The following is a 16,195-nucleotide window of genomic DNA, read 5'->3' on the forward strand; positions in this document are numbered from 1 at the left end:
AGCGTGCGGCCCAGGAAGCCATGGCCGAGAAGGTCAAGCGCGACCAGGAACTCAATCGCCAGCAGCAGGAGAAGGCCGAGCAGAAGGCTCGTGCGGCCCAGATCAAGCAACTGATCGAGGTTTCGCGTCTGCCCAAGCTGACCACCGAGGATTACTACAACTTCGTCGACGACAAGAAGGTCAAGCGTCTGTCGGTGAACACCCTGATGCGCAACAAGCTCAGCAGTGGTTCCCTGGCCATCGTTCACCACGGCGGCGGTTACGAGGTGATTCCGCGGGAGGCGGCACTGAAGATCCAGGAGCGCGACCCGCGGCGTATCGTGCAGCTCAATACTCCTACCGAGGCGCCGGATGAGGATGATCCGTACGCGGCCTATCAGATCCCTGATGATCTGATGTGGTAAGCATCCGGTAACGATAAACCCCGCTCATGGCGGGGTTTGTCGATTATGGGGCGGGCGGGGATCCGCGTGGAGATCCCGGCGCTCCTGCGCTGACGTTGAGTCAGGAACTCTGGGGGGGGCGGTTCTGCTCGAGTTTTTCCAGTTCAGCCTTGTAGCTGTGGGCGTCGGTCTCGGAATGGAACATGCCCACCAGCATGTCTTGTTGATGTACATCCCAGATCCGTACACCCGCGGCTACGCCTTCATGGGACATATGTGAATCGTCGCGTTCAGTTACTTTTACAGTCATCTGCTAGCTCCAATCTCTGTTGATCTGCAGCAAGGCGTGTGCAGGACTCTGTTATATGTTTTGTTAGCTTGCTAAGTAAATTGCCTGAATCTGCAACAGACCTTTGCAATATCGGCGATAATCCTGCAGCCCCCGAAAACCGTGACATTTCGCCGCAGTGGCGGAAGTTTCATGACAAAAGTTTCATCTTCATCACGTTGCGCCAGAGCCTTTGGGGGGATTGGCAGATAGATTCAGGACAAAAAAAGCCCCGCATGTGCGGGGCTTTGATTTTGTGGTGGCTCAGCTGCCTTTGACGGTTTTGCCGTTGACCGTGCCGTTGAGGAGCATGATGTTGTACTCCTTGCCGTCGGTTTCCACTTGTTGCAGGCGCACCAGGAGATAGTCCCAGTCCTTGGCGAACCACATCACGGTGATGCGTTTGCTTTGTGTCGGGTCACGCACGCGCTCGACCTTGATCGCATCGATCTGGCCGGCCTTGGTGTCGACCTTCTCCGAACCCAGGACGCGGAAGTCGTAGGTATCGACTTCGCCGCCATCGACCACTTGATAGCTCATGGTCTTCTTGCCGGCGGCCACGTCGTGCTGCAGGGCCAGTTGATAGGTGGATTTATCAACCATTCCGGTGTTCAGGGGCAGCTTGACCGCATCGCCGCGATCGGTGCCGGTGACCATCTTCGCGTTCCAGTCGAAGTCCAGGTCGGCTTTCTTGGCCTTGCCCAGACCGCCACGCTCGAAGTGATAGGACTGGGGCACCAGGGTGTCCTTGTCCAGGGTCAGGGTGCTTTCTTCACTCAGGCTGGCGATCATCATCGATGCCTTGAAGCTGAGTTTCCACGCACCATTGGCGGTTTTTTCCAGGCTGCGTTCAGCCGTGCCGCTCATGGGCAACTGCTTCCAGTCGGCGGTATAGCTGGCGGAGAACGGGTGAAGGTCTGCTGCCTGCACAACCGGCAGGGCGAACAGAGCACAAGCGAAGAGCAGGGCGCGACGCATAAAATCTCCTAGGTTCGAATCAAATAGCCGCTGGCGGCCAGTAATTGACCATCCAGTAAAGCACCCTGATCGCCAAGCGTCAGCCGACCTTCGGCAAACCAGCGTACGGCCATGGGGTAAATCCGGTGTTCCTGGACGTGCACTCGCTGCGCCAGGCTTTGCGGCGAGTCGTGCAACTCTACCGGGATCACAGCCTGTACGACCAGAGGCCCGCCATCGAGTTCCTCGGTGACGAAGTGCACACTGCAACCGTGCTCGGTGTCTTTGGCCTCCAGCGCCCGCTGATGAGTGTGTAACCCTTTGTATTTGGGTAGCAGCGAAGGGTGGATATTCAACAGACGGCCCTGGTAGTGACGGACGAATCCAGCGCTGAGAATGCGCATGAACCCGGCCAGTACCACCAGTTTCGGTTGGAAGGTATCGATCAGCTCGATCAACCCCTGGTCGAAGGCCTCGCGGCCTTCGAAGGTGGTGTGATCGAGGAAGCGGGTAGGAATTCCCGCTTCCTTGGCGCGCTGCAGGCCATAGGCGTCAGCGCGGTTGGAGACCACGGCAGCGATGCGAACCGGACTGTCGTCGGTCCGCGCGTTGTCGATCAGGGCTTGCAGGTTACTGCCGGTGCCGGACAGCAGCACCACAACATCACAGGTCGGCGACATCCGCTCTTGCATCAGTGGGCCTTGAGGTTCTTCAGCTCAACCTGGGCCGCGCCTTCGGCTGCGGTGGCGATCTGGCCGATGACCCAAGGCTGCTCGCCGGCTTCACGCAGAACGTTCAGGGCGTTTTCGACCTGGTCCTGGGCGACGCAGATGACCATGCCCACGCCGCAGTTCAGTACCCGGTGCATTTCGTGCTCGTCGACGTTGCCTTTCTCTTGCAGCCAGTCGAAGACCGCTGGACGCTGCCAGCTCGCCACGTCGACCACTGCCTGGGCGCCTTTTGGCAGTACCCGTGGAATGTTGTCCAGCAGGCCGCCGCCAGTGATGTGGGCCATGGCCTTGACCGCGCCGGTGTCCTTGATCAGCTTGAGCAGCGGCTTGACGTAGATGCGGGTCGGGGCCATCAGCAGGTCGGTCAGTGGTTTGCCGTCCAGCTGGATGCTTTCGATGTCGGCACCGGATACTTCGATGATCTTGCGGATCAGCGAGTAGCCATTGGAGTGCGGGCCGGAAGACGGCAGGGCCAGCAGGGCGTCACCGGCGGCGACTTTCGAGCCATCGATGATCTCGGCCTTTTCCACCACGCCGACGCAGAAGCCGGCCAGATCGTAGTCTTCGCCTTCGTACATGCCTGGCATTTCAGCGGTTTCGCCGCCCACCAGGGAGCAGCCGGACAGTTCGCAGCCGGCGCCGATGCCGGTCACTACCTGGGCCGCGGTATCGACGTTGAGCTTGCCGGTGGCGTAGTAGTCGAGGAAGAACAGGGGTTCGGCGCCGCAAACCACCAGATCGTTGACGCACATGGCCACCAGGTCGATGCCGATGCTGTCGTGCTTGTTCAGGTTCAGGGCCAGGCGCAGCTTGGTGCCGACGCCGTCGGTACCGGAAACCAGTACAGGCTGTTTGTAGCCGGCCGGGATTTCGCAGAGGGCGCCGAAACCGCCCAGGCCGCCCATGACTTCCGGGCGCGCAGTGCGCTTGGCGACGCTCTTGATGCGTTCGACCAATGCTTCACCGGCGTCGATGTCTACACCGGCGTCTTTGTAGCTCAGGGAGGGTTGCTTGCTCATGATCCAGGCCTTTAGGGGGGATTCAGGGGTATCGACCGAACCAGGGAGCCTGCCGAAACACTGCAAAAGAGTTTCAGGGTGCCCAGCTGATGCCGGTCTGCGAAGGCGCGCGATTTTATCAGGCTTGAGGGGCAGCGGCCATCCTCGGGCCGACGGGTAGAGGCATATCCTGTTAAAAAAACCGCGATTGACCGTGTTGGTGCTCCTGCCCATGCCTGTATAAGGTATAGCGCTCAAGTGGCTATCGTTATGACAGCGCGAAAACAATCGGGCGACGGGTGAATGTTTTGCCGGGGCTTGTGGTCACAGCCTTGCTCGCAGCGGTTCATGGGTGCTGTTTCAATCGTTTTTTGTCGTCGGGAATCTTCCATGCGTCTGGGTAAATTTCTATTTGTGGGCTGTTTGTCATTGGTCAGCCTGGCGAGTCATGCCGAAACCCTCAATGGCTTGTATCAGGTGCGTGAGCCGGTGAGCAGCCAGTCGCCCGAAGAACGCGACCAGGCCACCCAGCGAGCACTGGAAACCCTGGTGCTGCGCCTCACTGGTGACGCCAAGGCTGCGCAAGGGTCCGCTCTGGCAGCGATCCGCAAGGACCCGCAGCAGATCATCAGCCAGTACGGTTATGACGCCGGTCCGCCGGAAAGCTTGCAGGTGGACTTCGATCCGGTCAGCACCGATCGCGCCCTGCGCCAGGCAGGACTGTCGTTGTGGGGTAGCAACCGGCCGTCGATCCTCGGCTGGTGGCTGAGTGACTCAACCGAGGGCTCGAGCCTGGTGGGGGATGGACAGGCCAGTGCCGCGCCCCTGCGGCGAGCCGCTCAGCATCGTGGCCTGCCCCTGCGTTTGCCTCTAGGCGACCTGGATGAGCAGATTGTCGCGACGGCGCCGAATCTTGAAGGTGCCGATCCGGCTCCGCTGCGTGAAGCTTCTGAGCGCTATGGCGCAGATGCGCTGTTGGCGGTACATGCTCGTGAAGAGGGCGGCCAATGGCAGGCCAAGTGGCGGTTGTGGCTCGGCGATCAGAAAGAGCAGGGCACTGTTCAGGGGGCTGATACCGCTGCCTTGGCAGATGGCGTATTGCTGGCGGTGAGTCAGCGTCTGGCGCCGCGTTTCGTTACCCGCCCCGGTGTTTCCAGCGAGCAGTTGCTGGAGGTGCAGGGCATGACCCTGGAGCACTATGCAGCCTTGGGGCACCTTTTGGAGCCTTTCGGTGCGCAGTTGCAGAGTATCGACGGTGACCGGGTCGTCTATCGGGTCAATGGCAGTGCGGAGCAACTGCGGGCGCAGTTGTCCCTGGCCAAGCTGCAAGAGATTCCGGCTGATGAGGTGCCGGCTCCCCAGGTGTCTGTGCAAAGCGGGCAAGGCGCCGCGCCGGCCGCAGCTCCTGCGACACCGGTACAGTTGCGTTTTCGTTGGTAGCAGGTTGATTTCCTTCTATATAGAAGCAGGAGTGGTTTATGGCTGATACGCGTCGTTGGGTCTGGTTGGGTGGAGTGCTCCTGGTTTGTGGGTTGGTCTACCTGCTGCACCCGATCCTGAGTCCGTTCCTGGTGGCGTTGTTGCTGGCCTATCTGTTCGACCCACTGGTGGATCGCCTGGAAAAATGGGGGCTGTCCCGTACCTGGGGCGTGGTGGCTGTGTTTGCGCTGTTCACTCTGATCGTGATGACGCTACTGCTGGTTCTGGTGCCGATGTTGGCCAAGCAGTTGCTGCGACTGTATGAGTTGGCGCCGCAGATGCTCGACTGGGTACAGCACTCGGCAATGCCCTGGGTGCAGTCCCGGTTGGGGTTGGCAGATGGCTTCTGGAAGTTCGACAAGGTCAAGGCTGCCATCAGCGAGCATATGGGGCAGACCACGGACATCGTGGGCGTGGTGCTGAGTCAGGCCACCGCTTCGGGTCTGGCGCTGATCGGCTGGCTGGCCAACCTGGTGCTGATCCCGGTGGTCAGCTTCTACCTGTTGCGGGACTGGGACCTGATGATGGCCAAGATCCGCAGCCTGTTGCCGCGCAATCGCGAGGAACGGGTAATGTCCCTGGCGGGGGAGTGTCACGAGGTGCTGGGGGCGTTTGTCCGCGGGCAGTTGCTGGTAATGCTGGCTCTCGGGGTGATCTATGCGGCAGGGCTGATGCTGGTGGGGCTCGAACTGGGCTTGTTGATCGGCTTGATTGCCGGTTTGGCAGCGATCGTGCCGTACATGGGCTTTGTCATAGGTATTGGCGCGGCGCTGGTTGCAGGCCTGTTTCAGTTTGGTGGCGACCTGTACCCGATGCTCGGCATCGTTGCGGTGTTCATGGTGGGGCAGGCGCTGGAGGGGATGGTGCTGACGCCGTTGCTGGTGGGGGATCGCATTGGTCTGCACCCGGTGGCGGTCATCTTCGCCATCCTCGCAGGTGGCGAACTGTTCGGGTTTACCGGGGTACTGCTGGCTCTGCCAGTGGCGGCGGTGATCATGGTGCTGGTACGCCATGTGCACGACCTTTACAAGGACTCGGACCTCTACAGTGGTGCTGAAGACCCCGAACTGTAGGCGGGCAAAGGGCTCGACGAGCAGGGGCGCCCCGGGCGGGCGCCCATTCATGACTGTCGATCCGCTGCAGTCCGGGCTGTCAAAGAATCCCCTTCACCCCGTTTCGACTGACGCAAACCTTTGATTTTGCTTGTGGTCTGCTGCATTGTGCGCTCGGCGTCACGGGTATAAACTTTGCAAACTTTACACAGAGGCCACTAACGGTTCCTTTGGAACTGTTCAGTCAGCATGAAACCGATTCAGCTGCCCCTAGGTGTGCGTCTGCGTGATGACGCCACCTTCATCAACTACTACCCAGGCGCCAATGCCGCAGCACTCGGCTACGTCGAGCGCCTATGCGAAGCCGACGCCGGCTGGACCGAAAGCCTGATCTATCTCTGGGGCAAGGATGGCGTAGGCCGTACGCACTTGCTGCAGGCGGCGTGTTTGCGTTTCGAGCAGTTGGGGGAACCAGCGGTTTATCTGCCACTGGCAGAGTTGCTGGATCGTGGTATCGAGATTCTCGACAATCTTGAGCAGTACGAATTGGTCTGCCTGGATGATCTGCAGGCGGTGGCCGGCAAGGCCGATTGGGAAGAGGCACTGTTCCATCTGTTCAATCGCTTGCGTGACAGTGGTCGACGCTTGCTGATCGCGGCCTCGACCTCGCCCCGAGAGTTGCCGGTGAAGCTGGCGGACTTGAAGTCCCGTCTGACCCTGGCGCTGATCTTTCAGATGCGTCCGCTCTCCGATGAGGATAAATTGCGCGCCTTGCAGCTGCGTGCGTCCCGTCGTGGGCTGCACCTGACCGATGAAGTCGGGCATTTTATTCTGACTCGCGGTACTCGCAGCATGAGTGCTCTTTTCGAGCTGCTCGAGCGTCTTGATCAGGCCTCGTTGCAAGCTCAGCGCAAGCTGACCATTCCCTTCCTGAAAGAGACTCTGGGCTGGTAAAACCAAGGCCTGCAGCATTTCCCTGGCAGGCGTTCGGCATATTTCAGGCGTCAGAAAACGCACCTTTGGAAGGGTTTCCAGGGGCGGGCGGACTTAAAATGGGCTTAAAGCCTTAGATGTACGGAAGAAACTCATAAGTCACATTCTGATCGATTGAATTTGCAAATGAGGGCGATAGAAGGCATAGTCGCGTCTTCTTTTATTTCAAGCCACGGTCGTGCCCATGCTAAATCGCTTCGCACCCCTCGTGCCTCTCGCACTCGTTACCCTGTTGTTTGGTTGCGCTTCTCACACTCCGGTGTCTCAGCAGCAGCCCGTGCAACAGGCTCAAGTCTCCGCAAAAAACCAGTCTTCCGCTGTTTACCAGGAAGAGCTGGCAACTGAAAAGGAACTGGCAGAGTTCTCTGACAGCAAGCCTTACCAGTTGCCAGTTCTGGCTGACAGCATCCTTGAGCGCGGCATGTCCCTGATCGGTACCCGTTACCGTTTCGGCGGTACCTCGGAAGCCGGCTTCGATTGCAGTGGTTTCATCGGTTATCTGTTTCGCGAAGAGGCGGGCATGAACCTGCCGCGTTCCACTCGCGAAATGATCAACGTCAAGGCTCCTCTGGTCGCGCGCAACAACCTCAAGCCGGGTGATCTGCTGTTCTTCAGCACCAATGGTCGTGGGCGCGTCAGCCACGCCGGTATCTACCTGGGGGATGATCAGTTCATCCACTCCAGCAGTCGTCGTAGTGGCGGCGTGCGGGTCGATAGCCTGGGTGACAGCTACTGGAGCAAGACCTTCATCGAAGCCAAGCGAGCCCTCGCCATGGCGCCGACTGTGGTCACTGCACGTAAATAAGCGGACTATTTGTAGGGCGAAGTTAAAGTCTTACTTGAAGTTTGGCGTGTAGACGCTAGAATCCTGATCTATTGTTGAAACTAACCGCGTAAGCCCTGCTTACGCGGTTTTGTTTTCACCACCACGGCAGAGAAAGCCGCATCCCGATCAGGATTGTTCAGCTTATGTCGACCTCGGCCCGTTTTGCGCTTATTGCCCTCGCTGCACTGCTCAGTGCCTGCGCCAGCCGTACACCGCCTCCGGCGCCAGTGGTACGTGCTCCGGTATTCAACTCCTCCCAGGCTTTTTCTCCGGTTGCCGAAGACGTGCTGTTTCGCGCCTTGGGCCTGGTAGGCACGCCTTATCGCTGGGGTGGCAATACCCCGGACTCCGGATTCGATTGCAGCGGTCTGATTGGTTATGTCTACCGTGATGCGGCGGGTATTTCCTTGCCGCGCTCGACTCGGGAAATGATTGGCATGCAGGCGCCGGATGTGGGCAAGTCTGCCTTGCAGACCGGTGACCTGATCTTCTTCGCCACCAATGGCGGTTCTCAGGTCAGTCATGCCGGGATTTATGTCGGCGAAGGGCGTTTCGTGCATGCCCCGGCCACAGGTGGCACCGTTAAGCTCGACAGTCTGTCCAAGGCCTATTGGCAGAAGGCCTATCTGAGTGCCAAGCGTGTACTGCAGCCGGAACATCTGGCGCACAACCCATAACCCTGCCCTGTCGAGGTGCTCGTGACTGCTCGTACCCTCAACCTCGACGATGCCCTTTATCAGTACCTGCTGGACGTTTCACTGCGTGAGACGCCCCTATTGCGTCGTTTGCGTGACGAAACCCAGGCGCTGCCCAATGCGCGCTGGCAGGTGGCGCCGGAGCAGGGGCAGTTCCTCGCGCTGCTGATCAAGCTCACCGGCGCTCGCCGGATCCTCGAGGTCGGGACTTTCACCGGCTATAGCGCCTTGTGCATGGCTCAGGCGCTACCCGACGACGGTTCGTTGATCTGTTGTGACATTCCCGGTGACTACAATGCCACCGCCCATCGTTACTGGGAGGAGGCAGGAGTCGACCAGCGTATTGACCTGCGCCTGGCGCCCGCGTTGGCGACCCTGGCTGGCCTGGAGCAGGCGGGCCGGCTTGAGTCTTTCGATCTGATCTTTATCGATGCGGACAAGGCCAATTACCCGGCCTACCTGGAGTTCGCCCTGCGTTTGCTGCGAGTTGGGGGGCTGGCAGTGTTCGACAACACGCTATGGAGCGGGCGAGTGCTGGAGGCGAATGCCGCCAGTGAAGATACCCGAGCCATCCAGGCGCTCAATCGCGCCTTGAAGGATGACTCGCGCATCGACTTGTCACTGCTGCCCCTGGGGGATGGCCTGACCCTGTGCCGCAAGCGCTGAACTCAGGGCGCCTTGGCGGCGGATACCCGCCAGATCTTGTTGCCGACATCATCGGCGACCAATAGGCCTCCTTGCTGATCGATGACTACCCCGACCGGGCGCCCCAGGGCTTTTTCATCGGCGTTGAGAAAGCCGCTGAGCACGTCGATCGGTTGTCCCTGGGGTTTGCCTGCGCTGAAAGGCACGAATATCACCTTGTAGCCGCTGTGGGGCTTGCGGTTCCAAGATCCGTGCTGGCCGATGAAGGCACCTTCGGTAAAGGGGGCGGGAAGTTTGCTGCCTTCGGCGAAGGTCAGGCCCAGTGAAGCCGTATGTGGGCCCACGGCGTAATCCGGAGCGATTGCCTTGGTCACCTGTTCGAGATTTTGTGGCTTGACCCGCACGTCCACGTGTTGCCCGTAGTAACTGAAGGGCCAGCCATAAAAAGCCCCGTCCTTGACCGAGGTGATGTAGTCCGGAACCAGATCGCTGCCTATTTCGTCGCGCTCATTGACTGCGGTCCATAGCGCTCCACTGACCGGCTCCCAGGCCAGGCCATTGGGGTTGCGCAGGCCGGTTGCGAACAGGCGATGCTTGCCGCTGGCCCGATCCACTTCCCAGATGGCTGCACGGCCTTCTTCTTTATCCAGACCATTTTCCCCAACGTTACTGTTCGAGCCGACGGTGACATACAGCTTGCTTGCGTCCTTGCTGGCGATGACGTTCTTGGTCCAGTGGTGGTTGAGTGTGCCTCCGGGGAGGTCGAGTACCTTGGTGGGGGCTGCGCTGATGTGGGTGTCACCGTTCTGATAGGGGAAGCGCAGCAGCTTGTCGGTGTCCGCCACATACAGATCATTGCCCACCAGGGTCATGCCGAAGGGGGAGTTGAGGTTCTCCAGAAACAGGCTGCGGGTTTCCGCCACGCCGTCGTGATCCTGGTCCCGCAACAGGGTGATGCGATTGGCGCTGGGGACGGCTGCGCCGGCTCGGCCCATCACTTTTCCGGCGATCCAGCCACGAATGCCCTGGCTGTCATCCGGCTTGGGTGGTGCATTGGTTTCAGCTACCAATACATCGCCATTGGGCAATACATACAGCCAGCGTGGGTGGTCGAGGTTTTCGGCGAAGGCGTTAACCTGGGTGCCGGCTGCGGCGGTGGGTTTTGCGCCCTGGGGCCAGCCAATGGCGGGGGCAATATTGACCGTGGGGATCAGCGTGGGATTGGGCTCCGGCAGCTTGGGGTTTGGTCCGGTGCCGTCCGAGACTTGCAGGCTGGAGGTTTCGCCGCAGGCGGTGAGGCCGGCGGCGATCACGATAAGCAAGGTGTGTTGAAGCTTGAGCATGCTGATTTCCCTATGAGTGCACGAACGTCGTAGTCATAGAGGAGCATAGCCAGTCGATGGTTCCGCCTGATCAGCGGGCCTCCTTGAACAGTACGGCAATCCCTGGATGGTAGTGGCCGCTTTCGTTATGCAACTTGCGGTAGGCATAGGGGAAGTACCAGGCAACGGCGCAGCAGTGCTCCTTTTGCAATTCGTCCAGCATGTCCTGAAGTTCTTCGGGAGAGGCGCTGTGCTGGGCTTTTTGCGGGGCGACAAACAGGCAGCCCAGCCTCAGGTCGCTGGGATAGCTGATCTTTCTGGCGTCACTGGCAATGTCCAGCAATGGCTGGGTCAGGTGCAGGCTGTTGACCCGTGGCCAGCGCTGAGTGGTCTGGATATAGGCGCGTTCGTCCTTGGTTGCCAGATACAGGTCGGTACTCGCGTTGCGAGCACCTTCCTCCTGCTGCTTCTTGCTGGGGCTGTGCTCCAGGCTGATCATCTCCGCCATCCAGGCGGCCGCGGAGAGTAATCCCAGGTTGGCCTTTTCATCGAACCAATACGGGGTTTCGTTATCGCCGCGGACTGCGTTGTAGCGGTCAATGCAATCGAACCAGCGTTCCAGCATTGGGCGCAGGAATTCCAGCTTTGGATTGCTGATGATCATGCCTTGCATCGAACTCACCCCTTATTGTTGTGTGACAGGACCTTGATCCCAAAATATGGCTATTTGATATCATTGCTCTGAGTGTGGCACAAGATTGGCGTCAGTTCGTTGATGTAGTGCAGTTTTGTGCGTTGTGCGACGGCCGGCTTTAATTGACGCTCCACCCCCAACCCTCTAACCTTCGCGACTTGTTTCAGGTGCTCTGTGGCCCGTGGTCGACAGAGTGAAACAGGGAAGCCGGTCAGGGCCTGTTCCAGCGATGGACACGGCAACAATTCCGGCGCTGCCCCCGCAACGGTAGATGAGTCAAGGCTGTGCCAAATGCCACTGTGTCGATGACATGGGAAGGCGCGCAGCCCGGCAGCGATGCCCCTCATGAGCCCGGAGACCGGCCTGATCCATCCAACGGCATCACGGTGGGCGATGCCAGGCTAGCGCCGTCTCTTTCTTTTCCTGCCCGCCGTTCCCCAGCCCCAACGGAGAGCTGCCCCATGAGTGATTCCCCCGATCGTGACGAACGCCATCTGGCGCGCATGTTGCGCAAAAAAGCCGTGATCGATGAGCGCATCGCCAACTCGCCCAACGAATGTGGCTTGTTGCTGGTGCTGACCGGCAATGGCAAGGGCAAAAGCAGTTCGGCCTTCGGCATGCTGGCGCGGTCCATGGGCCACGGTATGCAGTGCGGCGTGGTGCAGTTCATCAAGGGCCGTAACAGCACCGGCGAAGAGTTGTTCTTCCGGCGTTTTCCGGAGCAGGTGCGGTTTCACGTGATGGGTGAGGGCTTCACCTGGGAAACCCAGGATCGCCAGCGCGACATTGCTGCGGCCGAAGCGGCCTGGGCTGTATCCAGGGAGCTGTTGAGGGACCCGGACATTGGCCTGGTCGTACTCGACGAGTTGAACATCGCCCTCAAGCACGGCTACCTGGACCTGGATCAGGTGCTCAGTGACCTGCAGGCTCGCCCCCCCATGCAGCACGTGGTGGTGACCGGTCGCGGCGCCAAGCCGGAGATGATCGAGCTGGCGGATACCGTCACTGAAATGGGCATGGTCAAGCATGCGTTCCAGGCCGGTATCAAGGCGCAGAAAGGTGTTGAGCTGTGAGTGTGAATTCATGACCGATGTTCGTCATTGCCCGGCGGTATTGATCGCCGCACCGGCTTCCGGCCAGGGCAAGACCACCGTGACCGCGGCATTGGCCCGTTTGCACCGCAACCAGGGGCGCAAGGTACGGGTATTCAAGTGTGGTCCGGATTTTCTCGATCCAATGATTCTTGAGCGAGCCAGCGGTGCTCCGGTGTACCAGCTGGACATGTGGATGGTCGGGGAACAGGAAAGCCGTCGCCTGCTATGGGAAGCGGCGGGTGAAGCGGACCTGATCCTGATCGAAGGGGTCATGGGGCTGTTTGACGGCACCCCCTCCAGCGCCGATCTGGCGCGGCATTTCGGCGTCCCGGTGCTGGGGGTGATCGATGGCACCGCCATGGCCCAGACCTTCGGTGCGTTGGCCCTGGGACTGGCCCGCTATCAGCCGGACCTGCCGTTCGCTGGGGTGCTGGCCAATCGGGTAGGCACCTTGCGTCACGCGCAGTTGCTTGAAGGCAGCCTCACCGAGGGACTGCGCTGGTATGGAGCCTTGTCCCGGGAGACTGACATCGAGCTGCCCAGCCGCCACTTGGGGCTGGTGCAGGCCAGCGAACTGAATGATCTGGACCTGCGTCTTGATGCCGCCGCTGCTGCCCTGGCCAGCAGTTGCCAAGTGGCACTGCCGCCGGCAGTGAGCTTTGCCGCACCAACGCCGGTGCCCAGCGAGCCTTTGCTGGCAGGTGTGCGAATCGCCGTGGCGCGGGATGAGGCCTTTGCCTTTACCTACGGTGCCAGCCTGGATCTGTTGCGGGCCATGGGCGCGCAGTTGAGCTTCTTCTCGCCGATTCATGACACCGAGCTGCCGGAGGCGGACAGTCTGTACCTGCCCGGTGGCTACCCCGAATTGCACCACCAGGCACTGGCGCAAAACACCGCGATGCTGGGTGCCATTCGTGCTCACCATGGTGCGGGCAAGCCGTTGCTCGCGGAGTGTGGTGGCATGCTGTATTTGCTGGACTCCCTGACCGACGTCGAAGGGCTGCGTGCCAATCTCTTGGGGTTGCTGCCCGGCGATGCCGTGATGCAAAAACGCCTGGCGGCCCTGGCCTTGCAAGCGGTGGAGTTGCCGGAGGGCAGCTTGCGTGGCCACACCTATCATCATTCCCTGACCAGCACGCCACTCGAGCCGATTGCCCGTGGCATCAGTCCCAATGGTGGTCGTGGTGCGGAAGCGGTGTATCGCGATGGGCGGATGACGGCCTCCTATGTGCACTTTTATTTTCCGTCCAATCCGGCGGCGGTGGCGGCGTTGTTCGTGCCGGCTTCTGCAGAGGGCGTGGCAGGTGAGTGAGCAGGGGTTTTCTGCGGCGGAGCGTGAGGCGGTTTATCGCGCCATTGCCGAACGCCGGGATATGCGTCACTTCGCCGGTGGCAGTGTCGCGCCCGAGCTGCTACAGCGTTTGCTGGAGGCGGCGCATCAGGCGCCCAGCGTGGGGTTGATGCAACCCTGGCGCTTTATCCGTATCAGCGATCGCCCGTTACGTGGACGAATCCAGCAGTTGGTGGAGGAGGAGCGGGTGCGCACTGCCGAGGCGTTGGGGGAGCGTTCCGACGAGTTCATGAAACTCAAGGTCGAAGGCATCAATGACTGTGCCGAGGTGCTGGTGGCGGCGTTGATGGATGGGCGCGAGCGGCATGTCTTTGGTCGGCGGACCCTGCCGGAAATGGATCTGGCCTCGCTGTCCTGTGCCATTCAGAACCTCTGGCTGGCGGCCCGCAGCGAAGGCCTGGGCATGGGCTGGGTTTCGCTGTTCGAGCCCCAGGCCCTGGCCGATCTGCTGGGATTGCCCGCCGGCGCCAAACCCTTGGCCGTGTTGTGCCTGGGACCGGTTACCGAGTTCTATCCAGCGCCGATGCTGGCGCTGCAGGGCTGGGCGCAACCCCGGCCATTGAGTGAGTTGCTGTATGAGAATTACTGGGGAGTGAGTCAATGAGTGTGGCGTTGCTGAGTGTCGCCGGGGTGGCGCTGGATGCGCTGCTGGGCGAACCCAAGCGCTGGCATCCGCTGGTGGCCTTTGGTCGTGTGGCGGATCGTATCGAGCAACGTTTCAACGCCGCCGGCCGAGGCTGGCGCAGTCATGGGGTCACCGCCTGGGTACTGGCGGTGCTGCCCTTGACCCTGTTGGCCACTGCTCTGTCATGGCTGCCCTACATCGGGTGGCTGGTGGATATCGTTGCACTGTATTGCGCCTTGGGCCTGCGCAGTCTCGGCGAGCACGTCGAGCCGGTGGCTCAGGCTTTGCGCAGTGACGATCTGGATGAGGCCCGGCGTCGGGTCGGTTTTCTGGTGAGTCGTGAGACCCGTGAGCTGGACTCCACCGAAGTGGCGCGGGCAGCCACTGAGTCGGTGCTGGAAAACGGCAGCGATGCCGTGTTCGCCGCCTTGTTCTGGTTTGCCGTGGCCGGTGCGCCGGGGGTAGTGCTCTATCGCCTGAGCAACACCCTGGATGCAATGTGGGGTTATCGCAACGAGCGTTTTGAGCGTTTCGGCTGGGCGGCGGCGCGAATCGACGACCTGCTCAACTATATCCCCGCGCGGCTGGTGGCCCTGACCTATGCCTTGCTGGGCAAGACCCGCCTGGCGCTCAAATGCTGGTGGCGCCAGGGTCCGACCTGGGACAGCCCCAATGCCGGCCCGGTGATGGCGGCTGGCGCGGGCGCCCTGGGGGTCGAGTTGGGCGGCGCAGCGATTTACCACGGTGAGTTGCACCAGCGCCCGCAATTGGGCGAAGGCGAGCCGGCGAGTGCCGACTCCATCGATCGCGGTTGGCAGTTGGTGCAGCGGGGTGTCTGGCTGTGGTTGTTGATTCTGTGCCTGGGGGCTGAATTCTATGCTTGAGCACGGTGGAAGGTTGCGCAAGGCGGCCCAGGAGCACGGAATTGCCGAAGAGGCCTGGCTGGATCTGTCCAGCGGATTGGCGCCCTGGCCATTTCCCCTGCCGCCCATTCCCCTGCGTGCCTGGGCACGCCTGCCGGAAACCGATGATGGCCTGGAGCAAGCGGCTTGCGCCTACTACGGCGCGAGTGAGGTGTTGCCGGTGGCCGGTTCCCAGGCGGCGATCCAACTGCTGCCGCGGCTGCGGCGGGCGGGCAAGGTTGGGGTCTTGTCGCCCTGTTATGCCGAGCACGCCGAGGCCTGGCGGCGCAGTGGCTACCGGGTGCGTGAGGTACTGGAGCGGGAAGTGGATTTCTTTCTCGACAGCCTCGATGTGCTGGTGGTGGTCAACCCCAACAACCCCACCGGTCTGAGCCTGACGCCGGAGCGCCTGCTGGATTGGCATGCCCGCTTGGCCCAGCGCGGTGGCTGGTTGGTGGTGGATGAAGCCTTCATGGATAACACCCCGCAACTGAGCCTGGCCCGGCATGCCCATCAGGTGGGGCTGATTGTCCTGCGTTCATTCGGCAAGTTCTTCGGGCTGGCCGGAGTACGCCTGGGCTTTGTCCTGGCCGAGCGCCGGTTGCTCAGGCTGTTGGCGGAGCAGGTTGGCCCCTGGGCGGTCAGCGGGCCGACCCGGGTGCTGGGGCAGGCCTGCCTGCGGGATGTCGAGGGCCATGCCCGGCAACGCCTGCGCAGTGAGGCGGCCAGTGAGCGTCTGAGTGAAGTGCTGGAGCAGCATGGCTTCAAGCCCCAGGGCGGCTGTGCGCTGTTCCAGTGGCTGATCACCGCCGAGGCCGAGCGGCTTTATCAATTCATGGCGCGGCGCGGCATTCTCCTGCGACTGTTCGCCCACAACAGCAGTCTGCGCTTCGGCCTGCCCGCCGACGATGCCGATTGGGCGCGTCTGGAACAGGCGCTGCAGGCTTATCGCAAGGACTATCCATGAGCACGCTGATGGTACAGGGCACCACCTCGGATGCCGGCAAGAGCACGTTGGTGACAGCCCTGTGTCGCTGGCTGTTGCGCCGGGGCGTCAGCGTGGTGCCGTTCAAGCCGCAGAACATGGCGCTCAACAGTGCGGTGACCGCCGATGGTGGCG

19 protein-coding genes and 1 riboswitch are annotated in these 16,195 nt (G+C 61.1%); of the genes, 13 read left to right on the forward strand and 6 right to left on the reverse strand.

The features are described from left to right. The coding region (locus BLX41_RS24245; protein ID WP_259745140.1) for a DUF2058 domain-containing protein at positions 1-404 on the forward strand (404 nt) is incomplete at its 5' end. Between the two features lie 100 nt (positions 405-504). Here BLX41_RS24245 and BLX41_RS24250 read toward each other — a convergent pair. From BLX41_RS24250 to purM, 4 genes are all read right to left on the reverse strand, one after another. Beyond that, complete coding sequence (locus tag BLX41_RS24250) at positions 505-693, reverse strand: hypothetical protein (RefSeq protein ID WP_123726924.1); 189 nt, start codon at positions 691-693, stop codon at positions 505-507. A 282-nt stretch (positions 694-975) separates the two neighbouring features. Further along, positions 976-1,689, reverse strand: coding sequence for a DUF3108 domain-containing protein (locus BLX41_RS24255; protein WP_047305628.1), 714 nt, complete (start codon positions 1,687-1,689; stop codon positions 976-978). A gap of 8 nt (positions 1,690-1,697) precedes the next feature. After that, entirely contained in the window at positions 1,698-2,348 is a 651-nt protein-coding gene (gene purN, locus BLX41_RS24260) for a phosphoribosylglycinamide formyltransferase (protein ID WP_123726925.1), read from the reverse strand. Between the two features lie 11 nt (positions 2,349-2,359). Further along, positions 2,360-3,418, reverse strand: a complete 1,059-nt coding sequence (purM, locus tag BLX41_RS24265) for a phosphoribosylformylglycinamidine cyclo-ligase (protein ID WP_123726926.1) — start codon at positions 3,416-3,418, stop codon at positions 2,360-2,362. A gap of 369 nt (positions 3,419-3,787) precedes the next feature. On the opposite strand from purM, the gene BLX41_RS24270 reads away from it, so the two are divergent. The 6 genes from BLX41_RS24270 to BLX41_RS24295 all read left to right on the forward strand — a co-directional run bounded on the left by BLX41_RS24270 (position 3,788) and on the right by BLX41_RS24295 (position 9,108). After that, positions 3,788-4,837: a DUF2066 domain-containing protein gene (locus BLX41_RS24270; RefSeq protein WP_123726927.1), complete on the forward strand. Its 1,050-nt coding sequence runs from the start codon at positions 3,788-3,790 to the stop codon at positions 4,835-4,837. Positions 4,838-4,875: 38 nt separating this feature from the next. Then, on the forward strand, positions 4,876-5,949 hold the full coding sequence (locus tag BLX41_RS24275; protein ID WP_123726928.1) for an AI-2E family transporter: 1,074 nt from the start codon (positions 4,876-4,878) through the stop codon (positions 5,947-5,949). 228 nt (positions 5,950-6,177) lie between these two features. After that, positions 6,178-6,882: a DnaA regulatory inactivator Hda gene (gene hda, locus BLX41_RS24280; protein WP_007898944.1), complete on the forward strand. Its 705-nt coding sequence runs from the start codon at positions 6,178-6,180 to the stop codon at positions 6,880-6,882. 223 nt (positions 6,883-7,105) lie between these two features. Further along, entirely contained in the window at positions 7,106-7,726 is a 621-nt protein-coding gene (locus tag BLX41_RS24285; protein WP_102860746.1) for a C40 family peptidase, read from the forward strand. Between the two features lie 164 nt (positions 7,727-7,890). After that, positions 7,891-8,424 carry a C40 family peptidase gene (locus BLX41_RS24290; protein WP_123726929.1) on the forward strand — a complete coding sequence of 178 codons (534 nt, stop codon included), beginning with the start codon at positions 7,891-7,893 and terminating at the stop codon, positions 8,422-8,424. 21 nt (positions 8,425-8,445) lie between these two features. Continuing rightward, on the forward strand, positions 8,446-9,108 hold the full coding sequence (locus BLX41_RS24295) for a class I SAM-dependent methyltransferase (protein ID WP_123727156.1): 663 nt from the start codon (positions 8,446-8,448) through the stop codon (positions 9,106-9,108). Positions 9,109-9,110: 2 nt separating this feature from the next. On the opposite strand, the gene BLX41_RS24300 is transcribed toward BLX41_RS24295, so the two are convergent. Both BLX41_RS24300 and BLX41_RS24305 read right to left on the reverse strand, forming a co-directional pair. Then, the gene (locus BLX41_RS24300) at positions 9,111-10,430 is read right to left on the reverse strand and encodes a PQQ-dependent sugar dehydrogenase (RefSeq protein WP_123726930.1); all 1,320 of its coding nucleotides are present in this window, start codon (positions 10,428-10,430) and stop codon (positions 9,111-9,113) included. A 70-nt stretch (positions 10,431-10,500) separates the two neighbouring features. Beyond that, on the reverse strand, positions 10,501-11,082 hold the full coding sequence (locus BLX41_RS24305; protein ID WP_123726931.1) for a hypothetical protein: 582 nt from the start codon (positions 11,080-11,082) through the stop codon (positions 10,501-10,503). A gap of 169 nt (positions 11,083-11,251) precedes the next feature. After that, a riboswitch (cobalamin riboswitch) is annotated at positions 11,252-11,484 on the forward strand. A gap of 80 nt (positions 11,485-11,564) precedes the next feature. On the opposite strand from BLX41_RS24305, the gene cobO reads away from it, so the two are divergent. The 6 genes from cobO to BLX41_RS36165 all read left to right on the forward strand — a co-directional run. Further along, a complete protein-coding gene (gene cobO, locus BLX41_RS24310) occupies positions 11,565-12,176 on the forward strand; it encodes a cob(I)yrinic acid a,c-diamide adenosyltransferase (RefSeq protein WP_123726932.1) in 612 nt (203 codons plus the stop codon). A 10-nt stretch (positions 12,177-12,186) separates the two neighbouring features. Then, positions 12,187-13,509, forward strand: coding sequence for a cobyrinic acid a,c-diamide synthase CobB (locus BLX41_RS24315; RefSeq protein ID WP_123726933.1), 1,323 nt, complete (start codon positions 12,187-12,189; stop codon positions 13,507-13,509). Further along, on the forward strand, positions 13,502-14,152 hold the full coding sequence (bluB, locus tag BLX41_RS24320) for a 5,6-dimethylbenzimidazole synthase (protein ID WP_123726934.1): 651 nt from the start codon (positions 13,502-13,504) through the stop codon (positions 14,150-14,152). The genes BLX41_RS24315 and bluB overlap by 8 nt, the downstream gene beginning before the upstream one ends. Further along, on the forward strand, positions 14,149-15,057 hold the full coding sequence (gene cbiB, locus BLX41_RS24325; protein ID WP_123726935.1) for an adenosylcobinamide-phosphate synthase CbiB: 909 nt from the start codon (positions 14,149-14,151) through the stop codon (positions 15,055-15,057). Before bluB ends, cbiB begins: the two co-directional genes overlap by 4 nt. Further along, positions 15,050-16,042, forward strand: coding sequence for a threonine-phosphate decarboxylase CobD (gene cobD, locus BLX41_RS24330; RefSeq protein WP_123726936.1), 993 nt, complete (start codon positions 15,050-15,052; stop codon positions 16,040-16,042). Before cbiB ends, cobD begins: the two co-directional genes overlap by 8 nt. Beyond that, positions 16,039-16,195: nucleotide-binding protein (locus BLX41_RS36165; protein WP_473241688.1), on the forward strand; the 157-nt coding region annotated here is incomplete at its 3' end. The genes cobD and BLX41_RS36165, both read left to right, overlap by 4 nt.

It is taken from the genome of Pseudomonas protegens (assembly GCF_003732485.1).
GTDB lineage: Bacteria > Pseudomonadota > Gammaproteobacteria > Pseudomonadales > Pseudomonadaceae > Aquipseudomonas > Aquipseudomonas protegens_B.